The sequence below is a fragment of the Pseudomonas fulva genome (assembly GCF_023517795.1).
Classification (GTDB): Bacteria; Pseudomonadota; Gammaproteobacteria; order Pseudomonadales; family Pseudomonadaceae; genus Aquipseudomonas; species Aquipseudomonas fulva_D.
The window spans coordinates 1,040,463-1,057,465 of record NZ_CP082928.1 but is presented as its reverse complement, the minus strand read 5'-3'; the positions used below and the strand labels follow the sequence as shown (position 1 = coordinate 1,057,465).

Annotated in this window: 15 protein-coding genes; 3 read left to right on the top strand and 12 right to left on the bottom strand. The window is 66.4% G+C overall.

What is annotated here, in order from left to right:
• Window positions 1-6: 6 nt before the first annotated feature.
• Entirely contained in the window at window positions 7-1,242 is a 1,236-nt protein-coding gene (locus K8U54_RS04775) for a nucleoside permease (RefSeq protein ID WP_249909095.1), read from the top strand.
• Window positions 1,243-1,267: 25 nt separating this feature from the next.
• On the opposite strand, the gene K8U54_RS04770 is transcribed toward K8U54_RS04775, so the two are convergent.
• The 3 genes from K8U54_RS04770 to K8U54_RS04760 are packed head-to-tail and all read right to left on the bottom strand — an operon-like array spanning window position 1,268 to window position 3,754.
• Complete coding sequence (locus K8U54_RS04770) at window positions 1,268-2,938, bottom strand: phosphoethanolamine transferase (RefSeq protein ID WP_249909094.1); 1,671 nt, start codon at window positions 2,936-2,938, stop codon at window positions 1,268-1,270.
• 10 nt (window positions 2,939-2,948) lie between these two features.
• On the bottom strand, window positions 2,949-3,488 hold the full coding sequence (locus K8U54_RS04765; protein WP_249909093.1) for a cytochrome b/b6 domain-containing protein: 540 nt from the start codon (window positions 3,486-3,488) through the stop codon (window positions 2,949-2,951).
• Window positions 3,488-3,754 carry a PepSY domain-containing protein gene (locus K8U54_RS04760; protein ID WP_249909092.1) on the bottom strand — a complete coding sequence of 89 codons (267 nt, stop codon included), beginning with the start codon at window positions 3,752-3,754 and terminating at the stop codon, window positions 3,488-3,490. Before K8U54_RS04760 ends, K8U54_RS04765 begins: the two co-directional genes overlap by 1 nt.
• Window positions 3,755-3,907: 153 nt before the next feature.
• On the opposite strand from K8U54_RS04760, the gene K8U54_RS04755 reads away from it, so the two are divergent.
• On the top strand, window positions 3,908-4,573 hold the full coding sequence (locus K8U54_RS04755) for a response regulator (protein WP_249909091.1): 666 nt from the start codon (window positions 3,908-3,910) through the stop codon (window positions 4,571-4,573).
• The gene (locus K8U54_RS04750) at window positions 4,570-5,931 is read left to right on the top strand and encodes an ATP-binding protein (RefSeq protein ID WP_249909090.1); all 1,362 of its coding nucleotides are present in this window, start codon (window positions 4,570-4,572) and stop codon (window positions 5,929-5,931) included. Before K8U54_RS04755 ends, K8U54_RS04750 begins: the two co-directional genes overlap by 4 nt.
• Window positions 5,932-6,135: 204 nt before the next feature.
• Here K8U54_RS04750 and K8U54_RS04745 read toward each other — a convergent pair whose 3' ends face one another.
• The 9 genes from K8U54_RS04745 to K8U54_RS04705 all read right to left on the bottom strand — a co-directional run bounded on the left by K8U54_RS04745 (window position 6,136) and on the right by K8U54_RS04705 (window position 17,002).
• Window positions 6,136-7,173 carry an HlyD family secretion protein gene (locus K8U54_RS04745; protein WP_249909089.1) on the bottom strand — a complete coding sequence of 346 codons (1,038 nt, stop codon included), beginning with the start codon at window positions 7,171-7,173 and terminating at the stop codon, window positions 6,136-6,138.
• A complete protein-coding gene (locus K8U54_RS04740) occupies window positions 7,170-9,260 on the bottom strand; it encodes a hypothetical protein (protein ID WP_249909088.1) in 2,091 nt (696 codons plus the stop codon). The genes K8U54_RS04745 and K8U54_RS04740 overlap by 4 nt, the downstream gene beginning before the upstream one ends.
• Before the next feature lie 14 nt (window positions 9,261-9,274).
• Entirely contained in the window at window positions 9,275-10,603 is a 1,329-nt protein-coding gene (locus tag K8U54_RS04735) for a glycosyltransferase family 2 protein (RefSeq protein WP_249909087.1), read from the bottom strand.
• Window positions 10,603-11,979, bottom strand: a complete 1,377-nt coding sequence (locus K8U54_RS04730) for a diguanylate cyclase domain-containing protein (protein ID WP_249909086.1) — start codon at window positions 11,977-11,979, stop codon at window positions 10,603-10,605. The genes K8U54_RS04735 and K8U54_RS04730 overlap by 1 nt, the downstream gene beginning before the upstream one ends.
• Before the next feature lie 133 nt (window positions 11,980-12,112).
• A complete protein-coding gene (locus K8U54_RS04725; protein WP_249910397.1) occupies window positions 12,113-14,059 on the bottom strand; it encodes a DUF4105 domain-containing protein in 1,947 nt (648 codons plus the stop codon).
• Window positions 14,059-14,379, bottom strand: a complete 321-nt coding sequence (locus tag K8U54_RS04720) for a DUF2388 domain-containing protein (protein ID WP_070884159.1) — start codon at window positions 14,377-14,379, stop codon at window positions 14,059-14,061. The genes K8U54_RS04725 and K8U54_RS04720 overlap by 1 nt, the downstream gene beginning before the upstream one ends.
• A 75-nt stretch (window positions 14,380-14,454) precedes the next feature.
• Window positions 14,455-14,772: a DUF2388 domain-containing protein gene (locus tag K8U54_RS04715; protein WP_249909085.1), complete on the bottom strand. Its 318-nt coding sequence runs from the start codon at window positions 14,770-14,772 to the stop codon at window positions 14,455-14,457.
• 193 nt (window positions 14,773-14,965) lie between these two features.
• Window positions 14,966-15,178, bottom strand: a complete 213-nt coding sequence (locus K8U54_RS04710) for a DUF1127 domain-containing protein (protein ID WP_070884157.1) — start codon at window positions 15,176-15,178, stop codon at window positions 14,966-14,968.
• Between the two features lie 387 nt (window positions 15,179-15,565).
• Window positions 15,566-17,002, bottom strand: a complete 1,437-nt coding sequence (locus tag K8U54_RS04705; RefSeq protein ID WP_249909084.1) for an NAD(P)(+) transhydrogenase (Re/Si-specific) subunit beta — start codon at window positions 17,000-17,002, stop codon at window positions 15,566-15,568.
• Window position 17,003 lies beyond the last annotated feature (1 nt).

The following is a 17,003-nucleotide window of genomic DNA, read 5'->3' as shown; positions in this document are numbered from 1 at the left end:
AAGCACATGAGCACTTTGACTGTCAGGCTGGGCGTGATGATGTTTCTCCAGTTCTTCATCTGGGGCGGCTGGTTCGTCACGCTCGGCACCTTTCTCGGCCGTACCCTGGAGGCCAGCGGCGGGCAGATCGGCATGGCCTACGCGACCCAGTCGTGGGGGGCGATCCTGGCGCCCTTCGTGGTCGGCCTGATCGCCGACCGTTTCGTCAACGCCGAACGCCTGCTGGCGATCCTCCACCTGGGTGGCGCGGTGCTGTTGTACCAGCTCTACCGCGCCGAGGACTTCGCCACCTTCTACCCGCTGGTGCTCGGCTACATGGTGGTGTACATGCCGACCCTCGGGCTGGTCAACGCCGTGGCGTTCCGCCAGTTGAGCGACCCGGCGGCGCAGTTTTCCCGGGTGCGGGTGTGGGGCACCCTGGGCTGGATCGTCGCCGGCCTGGTGATCAGTTTCGTGTTCGCCTGGGACGCCCAGCAGGCCATCGCCGAGGGCGCGCTGCGCAACACCTTCCTACTCTGCGCCGGGGCTTCGCTGCTGCTCGGGCTGTACAGCTTCAGCCTGCCGGCCACCCCGCCGGTGCCCGGCCAGCACACCGGCCTCAAGCGCCTGCTCGGCCTGGATGCCCTGCAGCTGCTCAAGGACCGCGGCTTCGCCACCTTCTTTCTGGCCTCGATCCTGATCTGCATCCCGCTGGCCTTCTACTACCAGAACGCCAACCTGTTCCTGACCGAAGTCGGCGTCGCCAACCCCACCGGCATGATGACCCTCGGCCAGGTTTCCGAAGTGCTGTTCATGCTGCTGCTGCCCCTGTTCATCAAGCGCTTCGGGATCAAGGCGACCCTGCTGGTTGGCATGGCGGCCTGGGCGCTGCGCTACCTGCTGTTCGCCTATGGCAACAGCGGCGAGCTGGTGGCATTCCTGGTGATGGGCATCGTGCTGCACGGCGTGTGCTACGACTTCTTCTTCGTTTCCGGGCAGATCTATACCGATGGCAAGGCCGGCGAGAGCGTCAAGAGTTCGGCCCAGGGCCTGATTACCCTGGCCACCTATGGCGTCGGCATGCTGATCGGCTTCTGGGTCGCCGGCGCGGTGTCCGATCACTATGCCGTCGAGGGGCTGCACGACTGGCGCAGCATCTGGCTGTTCCCCGCGGTGTTCTCGGCCGGCGTGTTGCTGGCCTTTCTGCTGACCTTCCGCGAGCGCGTCCCGGGCAAACCGGTGGTGTCCCACCGGGTGGGCTGAGGCGCCTTGCCGCCCGCGCCCAGGTTCAACCCTCGCAGCGCGCCTCGGGCTCCTTGAGCAGCATGCTCAGCAGCTGTGGCGGCTGGTGAACCAGACCATTGGGTGTTTCGCAGACGCGCTGGATAAAGTTGTCGGTGAACAGCAGCTTGCCGTGTACGAAGTGTTCGTTGGCGCGCAGGTTGGGATTGTGAATGCGCGTGCCGAGGCGCGCGGCCAGCCATTTGCCGGCTTCGTAATGGCTGATCCAGCGCTCGGCTGAAAGCGTCGCCATGGTCTCGCCCTTGGCCTCGCGGCCGATGACGATCACCGGCACGTCGCTGACTTCCGGCACCAGGTCGTTGTGGCCCCAGTGGCCGCCCTCACCGAGGCGCTGGCCGTGGTCGCCGGTGATGATCAGGTAGCGCTCGCCCTCCAGGCGGTCGAAGTCGGCGATCACCTCGGCCAGCAGGCCGTCCAGGTAATGCACCGAGTTGTCGTAGGCGTTGCTCTGGCCCTCCGGGCCCTGGTCCACCCAGGGTGCCGGGTTTTTTTCGTGGCGGTAGTTCTGCGCATAGGGCAGGTGCGCGGTGCGCAGGTTGAGCACCACGAAGTTGCGTTCGGCCCAGCGCTGCCCGTCGAGTACGTCGAGCAGGGCGCGATCCTGCTGTTTGAGGAAACGCACCGGGTGGTCTTCGCGGGTGATCGACACGTCCAGGTAACGGCTGCCGAGGTTGGCCAGCAGCTTGGATTCCTGGGAGGAGATCCAGTGGGTGCGAAAGCCCGCCTGCCTGGCGAAGCGGAACAGGTTGATTTCGCCGGTGCGCAGCAGCGCATCCTTGCCGGGCTCGCGAATCGGGTTGATCAGGTAGGGCAGGCTGACGTCGGTGGCCACCCCGGCGGCGATGCCGGGGCGCACAAAGGCGCTGGGATGGTCGCGCAGGTAGGCGGCCAGTTTCGGCGTGGTATCACGACCGTAGCCGAACACGCCAAGGCGATCGCTGCGCAGCGAGTCGGCGACCACCAGCCAGACATGCTTGGCCTGGCTCATGCTCGGGCTCAGCGCATAGGGCGCGAAGGGGGTGGGCGGCAGCTCGACTTCCGGCTTGAAGGCCAGGTGCACCGCCCAGGCGGAGAACACGTTGAGGTTGTTGTGCAGGGCGCTGCGGCTGGGGCTGGCGGCGAACGAGTCGAGGTTGCGGTAGCTGGCGCGGTAGGGTTTGGAGAGCAGCACCACGGCGATCAGCACCAGTGCCCAGCGGCTCTGCGGCAGGTTGACCCGGCCGGGCAGGCACCCGTGCAGGGCCAGCAGCAGGCCGTAGGGGATGCCCACGCAGAGCAGCACCGGCCAGTGCTCGGCGAAGCTGTGCGCAGCGGTCTCGCGCACCTCGCCGGGGTCGTTGAGCAGCGACTGGATGTCGATGGCGGTCAGCGGTTCGCCAAAGAAGCTGATATTGGCCAGCTGCATCAGTTGCATCACCGCGAACAGCGCCAGGATGCCCATGCTCAGCGGGCGCAGGTTGCACAGCCACAGCCCCAGGCTGAACAGCCACAGCACGACCACGTAACCCACTTCCAGCTCGGCATGGTTGTTCGGTGTGAACAGTTGCTGCAGAAAATCATCGGCCAGTAACAGCCCGCAGCTCAGGGTGGCCAGGGCAAGCAGCGACAGCCAGGCACGCGGGGCGCTGGCACGGCGAGGCGCAAGCAGGGTCAGCATGGGTCGAGTCTCAGCGATGGTCGGAAGGGGCGCGGCGTTTACCGGTGATCATCGACAACGGCAGGTTCTCGCCCAGGTGCAGGCTTTCGATCACGGCCGCGGCCATGTGGATGACCACCAGCGTCGCCAGGCCGTTGGCCGCCCAGGTGTGCAGGGTGAGCGGCCAGTCGGCGCCCCACAGGGCATCGACCTCCTGCATCAGAAAGCCGCTGATGCCCAGGGTGGCGATGGCGGTCATCATCAGCAGCATCACCAGGGCGCCAAGCGGCGAGTGGCCGAGGCGGCGATGGGGTTCGCCCTCCAGCAATTGAGCGAGGTGACTGGCCAGGCGCGCGCGGGTCGGCCAGAAATCCGTCCAGCGCGCGCTGCGCGGGCCGACGAAGCCCCACACCAGGCGCACCGCCAGCCAGGCGCAGGCGTAATAACCGAGCCAGGTGTGCCAGTCGTCACCTTCCTCGGTAAACAAATAGTTGGCGACGAAGACCCCGGCCACCGACAGATGGAACAGCCGGATCAGCGGATCCCAGAGTCGTATCGTCGCCGCGTGCATCAGTCTTCGATCTCGGTCTTGATGGCTTTGCCGCTGACCGGATCGTGATAGATCTCGACCTTGCGCTTGTCCTTGTCGAAGCCGTAGATCTCGTAGCAGTTGCCCTCGGTGATCTTGAACTTGCTGATCTGGTAACCCTGTTCCTTGAGCTTCTCCTGAAACTGCTCCGGGTTCTGCCAGGTCGAGCGATCGGCAGTGGTGCATTCGGTGCTGGCCATGGCCAGTGGGCTGCCCAGCAGCAGGGCGAACAGTGCGGCGTAACGCATGGTGAGACTCCTCATGATGGGGGGGTGAGTAGCACCTTGCGACGCGAAGCTTAGGAAAGCCTTAATGGGCAAAGCTCGGTAACATCTACCCCTGCCCAATGCGCCGTGCGAAGCGCATCATGGCGCCGTTTTATCGATGACGAGGTGCGTGCCGTGCGTGTCCTGCTGGTTGAAGATGATCGTGCCCTGGCGCGCGGGATCCGCGTCGCCCTGCGCGGCGAAGGCTATACCCTGGACTGGCTGGAGGACGGCGTCGAAGCCGCCCACGCGCTGCGCAGCGAACGGTTCGACCTGGTGCTGCTCGACCTCGGCCTGCCGCGCCTGGATGGCATGACCCTGCTGCGTCAACTGCGTGCCCGCAGCGAGAACGCCGTGCCGGTGCTGGTGCTCACCGCCCGCGACGCCATGGACGATCGAATCGGGGGGCTGGACGCCGGCGCCGACGACTACCTGGTCAAACCCTTCGACCCCGAGGAACTGAAGGCGCGCATCCGCGCCTTGCTGCGCCGTAGCCAGGGCCGCGCCCAGCCGGTGCTGGAATTCGCCGGCGTGACCCTCGATCCCTCCACCCAGGAAGTTCGCTACCAGGGCCGCAGCGTGCCGATGACACCCATGGAGTACCAGCTGCTGCACCAGTTGCTGGTTCGCCCCGGCGTGGTGGTGACCCGCGAGCGCCTCGCCAATGCGCTGTATGGCTGGCAGGAAAGCGGCCCGGGCAACACCCTGGAAGTGCTGATCCACAACCTGCGCCGCAAGCTGTGCAGCGAGCTGATCCGCACCGTGCGCGGGGTCGGTTACCTGGTGGAGCAGAAACCATGATTTCCATCCGCACGCGCATCCTGGCACCGACCATCGCCCTGGTGCTGGCCGGCAGCCTGGCCCTGGTGCTGCTCGCCCTGCGCGACAGCCACCGGCAGACCGAGGCGGTCTATGACGCCCAACTGGTGCAGGCCGCGCGGGTGCTGCAGGGCATGCTGCAGCAGCCCGATGGCCGCCCGGTGGACTGGCAGTTCGTCCGCCAGGCCCTGGATGGCGCCCTGGATCGCTCGGCCGAGGGCGTGTTCTCCCACCCCTACGAAATCAACCTGGCCTTCCAGGTGTGGGATCAGGACGGCAACCTGCTGGTGCGTTCCGAGCAGGCGCCGCACCTGGAAAAGCTGCCGTCGCCGGGCATTCACGACTTCTTCGTCGACGACCAGGAGTGGTGCGGCGTGCTGCTCGACGACAGCGCGGGCGGTTTGCGCATCTGGGTCGGCGAGCGTGAAGACCTGCGCCAGGATCTGATCCACCAGATTCTCCAGCACACCCTGATGCCGACGCTGATCTGCCTGCCGCTGCTGGCCGCGTTCATCTGGCTGTTGCTCGGCTGGGGCTTGCGCCCGCTGCAGCGCCTGGCCCGGCAACTGCGCGAGCGCCCGGAGCACAGCCTCGAGCCTTTGCCGGCCGGGCCGCTGCCACCGGAGCTGGAACCCATGCGCCTGGCCCTGGATGACGTGCTGAGCCAGCTGCGCGCGCTGCTCGAACGTGAGCGGCGCTTTATCGCCGATGCCGCCCATGAGCTGCGCACCCCGCTGGCGATTCTGGAAATCCATGTGCGTAACGCGGAGCAAGCCGAGAGCGCCCAGGAGCGCGAAGAAGCCCTGGCGTTCCTCAAGCACGGCGTGCACCGCGCCACCCGTATCGCCAGCCAGTTGCTGACCATGGCGCGCCTGGAGGCGCCGGCGCAGAACCTGCAGCCGCTGGACCTGACCGCCGTGGTGCGTGAGGAACTAGCCGACCTGGCCCCGCTGGCGATCAACCGGCGGATCGACCTGGCCCTCGATGCCGAAGAGACCGCGGTGATTCGGGGCGATCGCGGCCTGATCGTCATCCTGCTGCAGAACCTGGTCAGCAACGCGCTGACCTTCTCGTCACCCGGCAGCGAGGTGAGCGTGCGTGTGTGCCGGGAAGGCGAGGGCGTGCATTTGCAGGTCATCGATCAGGGCCCTGGCGTCGAAGAAGCCCGCCTGCCGCGCCTTGGCGAGCGCTTCCACAGCGCCGGCAATCCCCAGGGCGCCGGCTTGGGGTTGGCCATCGTCGGCATGATCGCCCGCCAGCTGGGCGGCTCCATCGGCTTCAGCAATGCCTGCCCCCGGGGCTTCAGTGCGGTGGTCCGCTTTCCCGACGCGGTAGCCTGATTGGGTGGCGCTGAGAGCGCATCCGCCTGCTTTGCACAGGCGGACGCCGCATACCCTGTGTGCAGGGTCTGTACGAAAAGTCTCCGAGCGAAGGTCAGGCGAGGCAAAAATCGGTGAGGACGCGGAGTTTACGAGTTGTAAATGAGCAGTCCGAACCGATTTTTAACGAAGCATCACCGAGCGCAGGTACTTTTCGTACTGAGCCTAGAAGCCCATACCGAACAGGGTGAAATGCTCGTTCGGGAAGCGTACCTGCACCGGCAGCGAGTCGACGCGCCATTCGTTGGCCAGCGGCTCGGTGAAGCGCGCCGGCACCATCAGCCCACGGGTGGGGCTGCGAAACGGCTGGCGCAGATCGCTGGGCAGTGGGTTGGCGCTTTCCGCCGGGTTGATCACTTCGGCCCTGATCCAGCTGCCGTCGGGCAGGCGTACGTCGAGGGGGGAGCCAGGAGTGGCGTGCTCGACGTCCTTGGGATCCAGGTACACCCATAGCTGCGCCGGGCCGCTGCGTTCCAGGCGCATCAGCAGGGTGCCCGGACCGACGTTCTCGCCGGGCGCGGTAACCACTTCGGCGACCCGGCCAGGTTCGCTGCCGCTGACCTTCATCTGCTCCAGCTGCCCGGTCAGCCACTGGCGCTCCAGCTGCTGCTGGCGCTCGTAGCGTTCACCTTCACTGCTGCCGCCGCCGCTCAGGCTACGCTCGAAGGCCAGCAATTCGGCCTGGCGGCTGTCCAGGGCGTTCTGTGCCTCGACCAACTCGCCACGGGTGGCTGCGCCTTGCTGGACCAGGCGCCGGGTGTCGGCGACCCGCTGCGCCGCACGGCTGACCAGGCTCTGCAGCACGGCGCGGTTGCGCGTGCCAAGGTCGCCAGCTGGCGCGGCAGCCGGTGCTGCGCCGCCTTGCAGGAGGTTCAGGCGCAGGCGCCACTCGGGGTTGTCGAGCTCCACCAGCGGCGTGCCGACATCGACGTGATCGCCGGCCTGCACCGGGATGCTTTTCACCTGGCCGGGCTGCATGGCGCGCACTTCCATGCTCGGCAGGCGCACCAGCGCCGGCGCCTCGACGCGTATCAGTTCGAGGCCGTAGCGCCCGGCCAGCCACAGGGCGGGCAGCAGGATCAGAAACAGGATCAGGTACCAGCGCAGGCGGAAGGCCAGGCGCTTGCCGGGGGCGTAGAGCACCTGCATGCCGTGGTCCTGGGTCGGGTGTCGTTCTTTCGGGCTATTGAAACGTATCTTCATCGGCTTCTCGGGTAATCGGTCCAGGATTGCCAGTCGATACCGCCCACTCCAGCCGGGCGCAGAGCGTTCTGCCAGTTCACTACCTGTTGTTGCAATTGTGTGTGGGAGGCGTCGGCCCAGCTCAGGTCAGCGGGTTGATCGGCCTCCACGCTCTGCGCCAGGCGCAGCTTCAGGGCCGGCCATTGCTTGGCGATGGCCAGGGCCCGGTTGGCGCTGCTTTGCGGGTTGCGGGTGTAGATCATCAGGCTGATCTCGCCGACCCCGATGCGCTGCAGTTCGCAGGGCACGCAGGGCTGGCGGTTGGCCTGCTCGTCGAACCAGCGCGGGTGGCTGGACAGGTTGATCGGCCAGGGCGCGGCGGCCTTGGCCTCGCGCACGGTGGCGAGCCAGTCGCGCAGGCGCCCGTCGGGCACCGGCCAGCCCAGCTGTTCGACTTCCAGGTCCAGGTGCAGGGCCGCGAACGGCAGGTCGCGGAGCTGGCCGATCAGCTCGATCAGCCCCTGGCGCTGGCGGGGCTTCATCCAGTCCGGATCGCCGAGCAGCAGGCTGACCTGCATGCCCCGGGCGTGGGCGGCCTGGATCAGTTCGCGCAGCGCCTGGTGGGTGCGCCGGATGTCGGCGACCTGCAGGCTGGTCAGGCCGACATGCAGCTGGCTGATGCCGGCCTGCTGCAGGGCGTCCAGTTGGCCAGGGCGCTGGCCTGGGTCTAGCAGGGCGATGCTGTCCCAGATGTACACGCCCTGGCTCCATTGCGCCTGCGTGGCCACCTGGGTCGGCATCACGCTGTTGTCGCCTTGCCAGTGCAGCACGCGGTTGCCGAGCAGGCGCTCGAAGCCCGGGCTGTCATCACCGAACAGGCGCAGCGCCGAATCCTGCAGCCAGGCGCCGTGCCAGGCGGAGATCTGCGCGAAACCGGCGTTGTAGCGATCGACCTCGGCCTGCAGCAGCCGCAGGCTGGCTTCGCCGGCATCCAGGCTGCCGCGCTGGCGGCGCTCGGCGATGAGGGTGTCCAGCGCGGCGCGGCGTTCGCTGCGCCACCGGTATTCGTTGAGCTCGCGGCGTTGCTGTTCCAGCACCTTGCCCAGTTCGCGCAGCACAGCGCCACGCTCGCGCTCCAGCGCCTGCACGGCCGCCTGGTAGCGCGCCTCGCCTTCGCGGCCGCGGGCCGAGCCGTAGTCGAGCAGGTCGAAGGGCGCGGAGAAGGTGACGCCGGCACTCAGGCCACTGCCATCATCAGGGGCGCCGCTGCGCTGCTCCAGGGTCTGGGCGACGTTGACGTAGGACTCGATGGCGCTGTACCAGGGCTGCTTGCGGCCCAGCTCGGCGTTGGCCAGCTCGGCGTTGCGCCCGGCCACCCGTGGGTTGCTTTCCAGTTGCTGCTGCCAGGCCTGCAAGGGTTGCGGCTCGCTGGCCAGGGCCGAGGCAAGCGGCGTGTCGTTGCCGTCGACCTGCACGCCAAGGCTTTGCAGGCTGGCGCGGATGTCTTCCAGCAGCCCTTGCTGCATGGCGCAACGCTGGGTGACTGCCGTCCATTCGCTGCGCATCAGCTGGGCGTCGGACGGCAGGATCCACTTGCCGTCCAGGCGTGCCTGCACCTGCTGCTCGGCCTCACGGGCGGCGTGCTCGACATCCCTGCACAGGCGCTGCTCCTCGGTGGCGCGCCACCAGTCGGCGTAGCTGCTGCGGATGGCCAGGCGCTGCTGGGCGCGGCGATAGCCCTGCTCGATTTCGCCGAGGCGAATGTCGCGCTCGCTGTCGCGCACGGCGTCCATGCGCCGGCGCAGGCTGCCGAGCAGCGGGTAGCGCACGCCGACCGCGAAGCTACGCCCGTAGTAATCGTCGCGCACGTCGTCGGTCACCAGTTCGCGGTAACGGCCGACGTTGGCGTTGCCGAACATCTCCCAGCCGGATTCGCTCTGGCGTTGGTCGCGGGCCGCGTAGCGCGCTTGCAATTCGGCATTGGCCGCCGGGCTGCCGTCGTCGGCCTGTTGCAGGGCCTGCTCGAGCGTCAGGGGGGCGGCGCCTGCCAGCAGCGGCGCGCAGCACAGCAGCGGCAGCAGCAGACGTGAAGGTCGTGGTGCAGTCATTGAGTAGTAACGCCTTAGAATCGATTGGCCCGTTTGAGCACCCACCAGGGCGCCATGCTCGATTCCTCGTGCCCGCGCCGCAGGGTTTCATTGAGAATGGCGACCACGCTCCAGCAGCGCAGGGCGTACATCGCCAGGGGATAGAAGGGCAGCACCCAGATCAACCGCAGGTCCTGCCGCGGCCGCTCGCTGACCATCAGCATCAGGCCCAGGTACAGCAGCGTGCTCATCGCCAGGTACAGCGCGTAGATCAGCAGGGAATAGAACAGCAGCGCGGTGAACGGCAGGATGATCACCGCCACCAGGCTGTAGCCGAGGATGATGAACGGCAGCACCAGCTGGAAGAACAGGCCGCTGACCATCAGCATCAGGAAGTTCGGCCAGCCCAGCAGGCGCGGCGTGAACACATGGCGGTGCTTGCGCACGTAGACGAAGAACAGGTCGCCGTCCCAGCGCAGGCGCTGGTCGAGAAAGCCGCGCAGGGTCGCCGGTGCATCGGTGTGGCCGATGGCCTGGGGCTCGAACGGAATGCGCAGGCGGTAGCGGCGAAAATACGCCTTGATGCGCAGGGTCAGGTCCAGGTCCTCGGCGGTGTGGGTGTCCCAGCCGCCGATCTGCTGCAGGAAGCTGCGGCGAAAGGCGCCGAACGCCCCGGACACGTTGTTGACCAGGTTCCACTCGGCCAGGCCGATCTTGCACATGTGGATCGACAGCAGGTATTCCAGCGCCTGGATGCGCGCCACCCAGGATTGTCGTGCATTGCGCACCCGCAGGCTGCCGGCCACGGCGGGCACCTTGGGATCACGGAAGTGACTGACCATGCGCACCACCATGTCGTTGTCGAACGAGGTGTCGCCATCGACGTTGATGAGAATCTCGCCGGTGCTGTACGCCAGCCCGGTATTGAGCGACGACACCCGGCCGCCGCGCTGCCACTTGGCGATGGGGCGGATCACCCGGTTGCGTGGCAGGCGCTGCTCGGCCTTGAAGCGCCGCACCACCTCGGTGGTCGCCTTGTTCGCGGCCGCGCCATCGACGATCGGAATGATCTCGATCATCCCGGGGTAGGTCTGCTCGGCCAGGCTGCGCAGGGTCAGCTCGACATCGCGGCCCTCGCTGTAGCAGGTGATGATGCACGACACCCGCGGATGCCAGGTGTTGTGCAGCGGCAGCGCACTGCGCTTGCGCACGAACCAGCGCAGGGTGCCGAGCAGCACCATCAGGTTGAGCGGCACCTCCAGCAGCAGGAAGTACGGGAAGACCATGAGAAACAGCCGCCAATGACCATTGGCGCCGTAGACCTCGCCCAGCCAGGCGTGCAGGTGCTCGACCAGCGCGTTCATCAGAGTTCTCCGGCAAGGCGGGCCATCAGCAGTTCGGCATCTTCCTTGTCGATCAGGCCGCTGGGCGCCACGCAGCCACTGGTGGTCAGACGGATGTCCTGCAGGTCCTCGCCGACGAACAGCTCGCTGATTTCATTGATACGCTCGACCACCCGGCGCAGGCCGGCAGAGTCGGTGTACATCAGCAGCAGCCAGAGCTGTTCTTCGCTGGTGCGGGTGCAGCGGTCGGTGTCGCGGATGGCCACCTGGATGCGTTCGATCAGCGTGTCGAGCAGCGCGTGGCCGCGCTGCGGGCCCAGGCGTTCGAGTACCCGGCCGAGGTTGCGAAAGCGCATGCCGAGCAGCGCGAAGGTCGGCGCCTTGTGCCGTTCGATCAGTTCCAGCTGCCAGTCCAGCAGGGTCTTGAAAGTGCTGACGCCGACCACCGACAGGCCGTTGAAGTAATTGGCGGTGTTGCGCTCCAGGCCCTGGCGCGAGGTCAGCAGGCCGCCTTCGGAGAGCTGGTAGTCGCGGATCTCGCGCACCTGCAGCTCGTCCGGGGCGTGGTGCTCGCCGCAGTCCAGGCAGCGCGCCTGCACGTCGGCATCGACGAAGAAGGCATCGCAGCTGTTGCAGTTGTAGTTCTCCAGCGGCCGGTCGTAGTCGGTGCCGATATGGCGCAGACGGGTCAGGCAGTTGGGGCAGACCAGCGCGCCGTCCTTGAGGTACTCGGTCTGCGCGCCGATATGCCCGCAGGTGAAGCAGTGCAGCGACGGCTGGCGGGCGATGTCCAGGGAGTTGCACTCCACGCACACGTCGACGTAGTTCAGCTGCCCGCTGCCGCAGCTGCGGCACAGGCGGATGCGATCGACCAGCGCGGTACTGTCGAGCAGGTTGCGCTGGGCCAGGTTCTGTACCAGCGCCAGGCCGTTGACCTGGTCGTCGCCCAGCGCCTCGACCAGCGGGTAGACGTAGTGCCTGGTCGACGAGGGCGCGCGTACCGCTTTGAGGGTGCCAGGCGCACGCAGCCACAGGTAGGCGAGCAGCTGGGCTTCCAGGCCCTCGGGGGCACGGCCGTTGTTGAACAGGTTGAGGCGCTCGCGCCATTGCTGCCAGGCCTGCTGCAGCCTGTCCGGCTGGGCAGGCGCCGGGCCGTCGCCCAGGGCCCTGGCCAGCGGCGTCTGGCTGGCGCAATAGATCAGGCTGAGGCGATAGGCCGGCTGGCGCCGCAGGGCCTGCAGCAGCGCCAGGTTCTCGGCTTCGGTGGCGCTCAGCACCACGGCATCGAAGGCCGGTTGCTGCAGCAGGGACGTGAGTTCGCTGAAACGATGGGCGGCAGGAAACCGCGCGTCGTGGCCTGTGGCTACTTCAGCGATGCGCAGGGTAAGTTCGGGCATCGGCTCTTCCAGTCAGGGGGCGAAAGTCCGACTGGAAGCGGTTTTGAAAAGTTCTACATAAAAAATCCCGTGTACAGGATTGCTGGCAGGATCTTGACGTGGCGCACATCGCCAGGGAAGCGGCGGCGCGTCCCTACAGCTGCAGCCCGCCGCTGGCCTTGTGCAGCTTGCGCAGGTGCTCGCCAAGCAGCTTCAGGTTGGCCTCGTTGGCTTCCAGCTCGGCCAGGCGCTGGGGTTCGAGCAGGCGGCGAACTTCACCGTCGAGGTCGGCGCTGAGCAGGCTCAGCTGCTGCTGGCGGGTGCGGGTTTCGCTTTCCAGGCGTTGCCATTCTTCCTGCTGCGGCAGGCCGTAGCCGCCTTCGAGCAGTTCGGCCGGGCGGCTCAGGAAACCGGTGTTGGCGAGGATCTGCTCCAGGGCGTCGCCGGCCTTGTTGAGGCTCGGATCCTTGGCGGCGCGGCCGGTCAGGTAGCGCTGCTTGAGTTCGTCCTGGGAGAGCAGCAACTGGCGACGCATGGCGGCCTGTTCGAGCAGCAGCATGGCGGCACTGGCGCGCAGGTCCGCCTGCTCGAACCACTGGCGGCGTTGTGCCGATGGCTGTTCGAGCCAGTCCTCGACGCGTTGCTGGCGGATCGGCAGGCGCTGCTGCAGCACCTTGAACATGGCCTGGTAGCGGTCGCGGAACGAGTCGAAGCGGTAGCCCAGGCGCAGCGCCTCGCGGGAATCGTCCAGCACGCTGCCATCGGCCAGGTCGCGGGCTTCGAGTACTTCCAGCAGGCCGATGGGGGTGATGCTGTCCAGGCTCTGCAGGCGCGGATGGGCGGTGCCGCTGCGCAGCAGCTTGAGGGTTTCCACCGCACAGTTGTTGGAGATGAAGAAGTAATCGCCGTCGTAGCTCCAATGCTGCTCGACGGCGCGGGCGACCAGCTGCTCCAGGCGTTCGCGCGGCAGTTTCAGGGGCACCGAGGCCAGGCTGCGCAGCTCGACCTTGGTGTATTCCTCGATCACCTGGGCCAGGGGCAGCACGAACAGCCGCGACGGGTAGGCGCCGGTCAGGCCGTCCCAGCTCGACAGCTGCACGTCGTTGACGAAGGCCCGGTAGGACAGCACCAGGTGCTGGTCCAGGTCCAGCCGGCAATCCGGCCCGCGCGGCCGGCCCGGTGCGCAGATCACCAGGCGCAGCATGCTGTGGCCCCAGCGGCTGGCCATGTTCTGGTTGGCTTCGGCGAGCAGGTAATCCACTTGGTAAACGCGCTCGGGGTCGAGGTTGGCCAGCGCCTGCTTGTCGAAATCACGGCCGGCGTTCAGGTAGGCATAGCCGCTGCCGCAGGGCGTCTGTCTGTCTGGCGACCAGCCGAAATGGGCGCTGAAAAAGCGCGCCAGGGAGGGGCGGCGGCAGGCGTATTCGGGGTCGAGGAGAAAGTATTCCATGTTCACCGCGACGAACTCGCGCGGGTTGCTCAGCTCGTAACTGTCCGGGCTGCGGGCGACCTGACCGTTGTGCGTGTCGCGTTCACCGCGTTTGCCGACGCGTTGCGGCCAGCCGGCCAGGTCGAGCAGGCGTGGCTCGTCGCTGAGGGTGAAGCGCCGCTCGGTCTGGCCACGGCATTCGGCACGCAGGCCGACCGGCCCCAGGTCGGTGTTCTGGCGCTGGCAGCGGCGCAGCAGGGTGCGCTGTTCGGCGCTCCAGTAGGCGCCACGGTCGTAAAGGTGGGTCATTTCATGGAGCACGGTGGCCAGCAGTTCCTGGCGCACCGTGCCGTGGGGGCGGCCGTTGCGGGTGGTCGCCGCACTGCCATCGGTAAGGCCCGGCAGCAGTGCGGCGTTGAGTTCGATGCCGCTAAGACGCCCGGCACGACCGTAGATGGTTTCCGGCAGCGGAATCCAGCGCACCACCACATCGCGATCCACCGCATCACGCAGGCGTGGCGGCAAGGCGTTGTAGGCTTCGTCGAGCAGGGTCTGGCTGGCGAGGCGTTGGTCGGCGGCGAGCCCGGCGTCGTCGAGGGCGAACTGCAACTGGGCGTGGCTGGCCGTGCTGACCAGCAGGGTCAGCAACAGAAGCCAGCCGCGGGCGGCCATCACAGGGCGAGAATGGCTTCTGCGAGTACCTGATCGGAGGCGTTCTGGGCCTCGGGAACCTGGCTGCGCAGCGCGCCAAAGGCGGCTTCCAGCTGGGCACCACGGATATCGCCCTGGCTGGCGACGAAGCTGGCGGCGTCGTCACGGGCTTCGATCACCACTTTCATGTCGCGGATCGAGGTGGTGGTATCCGAGGTGAAGTCGATGGTGCGATCCAGCGCGCGGACGATGATGTTGCTGGTGGCCACCAGGGTCTGGGCCTGCACGGCGCCGGCGAACAGGGCCAGCGAGGCGGTGGCGGCTAACAACGGACGCTTCATGAACGGTCTCCGAATGGGATTTGATTGGCTGCTTGGACGAGGAACCTGTGCCGCAGTTCCGGTAACGACATGCGCTTAATTGGCGAGGATGGCCTGCGCCAGTTGCGCATCATCGGCCTGCAGGCTGGGCATGCGCTCGCGGATGTGGCGCAGGGCGGTTTCCAGGTGCGCGCCGCGCACGGCGCCTTGGCTGGCGACGAAGCTGGCAGCGTCATCCCTGGCAGCCAGCACGACCTTGTTGTCGACCACCGAGGAGGTCGCATTGGAGGTGGTGTCGATGGTGGCGGCGAGTGCATCGACCAGGGTGTCGGTGGTCACCACGAAGCTGCTGGCGCTGGCAGAGGCGGCGAGGCCGAACAGGCTGCAAAAGGCGAGGGTGCGGACGATGGGCATGGGCTTGGTCTCTACGGCTCACGGAAAGCCCCATTCTAACCGCTCCGCAGGCCGCTGTAGAAAAACACCTGCACAGTTTGTGTAGCTTTGTTTACGAGGCGCTCAGGCTTCGATCAATCGCGCCCCATAACGACAAAACCCCGCCGGCGCTGCATGCCGGCGGGGTTTTGCGGGAGAAGCTCAGGTGTCGCGATTAGCGCCAGAACGGTTTGCTCAGTTCGGCGTAACGCTGACTTTCGCTGATACCGGCATCGGCCAGCAGGCGAGGGTCCAGACGCGCCAGTTGGCGGCGGCTGACGATCCGGCGCTGCCACAGGAGCAGGGTGGCCAGGATGTTCAGCGGCAGGCTGGTGGCAGGTTTGGACGAGTTGTCGACAAGCAGATCGGAACTGAGGGTACGTTCCATGGCGTGCATCCTTCCGCTTTTGGCGGGATTGGTTAGGTTCTGGCGTCCATTTTCGTCCTCGCGCGGGATTTGCAGTAGCCACAGCTGGAGTAAATTAGCCGAGCACTAGATAGGATGCTTTGTAACTGTGCCTGTGATTTAGATTGTAACTGTACCGGTGTTTGTGAATTTGCCGTGACTTGGCGTGTTTGGCAGTTCTTTGCTCTGAAAATATGTAAATTTTCAGATTTTTCATTGCGGTACAGTTACGATTGTTCGGCATAGTTGCTTAGCTATTTATTTTTCTGAACACCGATTCTCGTTACCAATCAGCGCTGCTGTATTTTTCCCTTGACGCCGAATTGCACTCGAAAGGGGCGCGGCCGCTCTAGCGCGCCCCTTTGCGGGTCATTCTACGGCTTTGAGCATATCCTCGATGACCTTCTTGGCGTCGCCGAACACCATCATGGTCTTGTCCAGGTAGAACAGTTCGTTGTCCAGGCCTGCGTAGCCGCTGGCCATCGAGCGCTTGTTGACGATGATGGTCTTGGCCTTGAAGGCTTCGAGGATCGGCATGCCGGCGATCGGCGACTTGGGATCGTTCTTCGCCGCCGGGTTGACCACGTCGTTGGCGCCGAGCACCAGCACCACATCGGCCTGGCCGAATTCGGCGTTGATGTCCTCCATCTCGAACACCTGGTCGTAGGGCACCTCGGCCTCGGCCAGCAGCACGTTCATATGGCCGGGCATGCGGCCCGCCACCGGGTGGATCGCGTACTTCACGGTCACGCCCTTGTGGACCAGCTTCTCGGTCAGCTCCTTCAGGGCGTGCTGGGCGCGAGCCACGGCCAGGCCATAGCCGGGCACGATGATCACGCTGTCGGCGTTGCCGAGCAGGAACGCTGCATCGTCGGCAGAGCCGGATTTCACCGGGCGTTGCTCGCCGCTGCCCGCCGCCGGGCCCGCGTCGGTCGCACCGCCGAAGCCGCCGAGGATGACGTTGAAGAACGAGCGGTTCATCGCCTTGCACATGATGTACGAGAGGATCGCGCCGCTGGAACCGACCAGGGAGCCGGCGATGATCAGCATCGAGTTGTTCAGCGAGAAGCCGATACCGGCGGCCGCCCAGCCCGAGTAGCTGTTGAGCATCGACACCACCACCGGCATGTCCGCGCCGCCGATGGGAATGATGATCAGCACGCCGATCACGAAGGCCAGGGCCACCAGCACGGCGAAGGCGGTGAGGTTGCCGGTGAAGGTGAAATACAGGCCCAGGCCGGCGATGGCCATGCCGATCAGCAGGTTGATCAGGTGCTGGCCGGCGAACTGTACCGGCGCGCCCTGGAACAGGCGGAATTTGTACTTGCCGGACAGCTTGCCGAAGGCGATCACCGAGCCTGAGAAGGTGATGGCGCCGATGGCCGCGCCAAGAAACAGCTCCAGGCGGTTACCGGCGGGAATCGGGTCGGCGATGCTGGCGACGATACCCAGGGACTGGGGCTCGACCACCGCGGCAATGGCGATGAATACCGCGGCCAGGCCGATCATGCTGTGCATGAAGGCGACCAGCTCGGGCATCTTGGTCATTTCGACGCGCTTGGCCATGATCGAGCCGGCCGTGCCGCCGACCAGCAGGCCGACGATCACGTAGCCGATGCCTTGCACCGCCAGCTCGCTGCCCAGCTTATGGATGAGGCCCAGGGTGGTGAGCACGGCGATGGTCATGCCGACCATGCCGAAGGCGTTGCCGCGCCGCGAGGTGGTCGGGTGCGACAGGCCCTTGAGCGCCTGGATGAAACACACCGAGGCGACCAGGTAGAGCAGGGTGATCAGGTTCATGCTCATT

Bases quoted from the DNA above. Each gene is read 5' to 3' on its own strand.
- K8U54_RS04750 (WP_249909090.1), top strand. From the start codon at position 4,570: ATGATTTCCATCCGCACGCGCATCCTGGCACCGACCATCGCCCTGGTG.
- K8U54_RS04725 (WP_249910397.1), bottom strand. From the start codon at position 14,059: ATGGCCGCCCGCGGCTGGCTTCTGTTGCTGACCCTGCTGGTCAGCACG.
- K8U54_RS04760 (WP_249909092.1), bottom strand. From the start codon at position 3,754: ATGCGTTACGCCGCACTGTTCGCCCTGCTGCTGGGCAGCCCACTGGCC.
- K8U54_RS04715 (WP_249909085.1), bottom strand. From the start codon at position 14,772: ATGCCCATCGTCCGCACCCTCGCCTTTTGCAGCCTGTTCGGCCTCGCC.
- K8U54_RS04740 (WP_249909088.1), bottom strand. From the start codon at position 9,260: ATGACTGCACCACGACCTTCACGTCTGCTGCTGCCGCTGCTGTGCTGC.
- K8U54_RS04710 (WP_070884157.1), bottom strand. From the start codon at position 15,178: ATGGAACGTACCCTCAGTTCCGATCTGCTTGTCGACAACTCGTCCAAA.
- K8U54_RS04705 (WP_249909084.1), bottom strand. From the start codon at position 17,002: ATGAGCATGAACCTGATCACCCTGCTCTACCTGGTCGCCTCGGTGTGT.
- K8U54_RS04720 (WP_070884159.1), bottom strand. From the start codon at position 14,379: ATGAAGCGTCCGTTGTTAGCCGCCACCGCCTCGCTGGCCCTGTTCGCC.
- K8U54_RS04745 (WP_249909089.1), bottom strand. From the start codon at position 7,173: ATGAAGATACGTTTCAATAGCCCGAAAGAACGACACCCGACCCAGGAC.
- K8U54_RS04775 (WP_249909095.1), top strand. From the start codon at position 7: ATGAGCACTTTGACTGTCAGGCTGGGCGTGATGATGTTTCTCCAGTTC.
- K8U54_RS04765 (WP_249909093.1), bottom strand. From the start codon at position 3,488: ATGCACGCGGCGACGATACGACTCTGGGATCCGCTGATCCGGCTGTTC.
- K8U54_RS04770 (WP_249909094.1), bottom strand. From the start codon at position 2,938: ATGCTGACCCTGCTTGCGCCTCGCCGTGCCAGCGCCCCGCGTGCCTGG.
- K8U54_RS04730 (WP_249909086.1), bottom strand. From the start codon at position 11,979: ATGCCCGAACTTACCCTGCGCATCGCTGAAGTAGCCACAGGCCACGAC.
- K8U54_RS04735 (WP_249909087.1), bottom strand. From the start codon at position 10,603: ATGAACGCGCTGGTCGAGCACCTGCACGCCTGGCTGGGCGAGGTCTAC.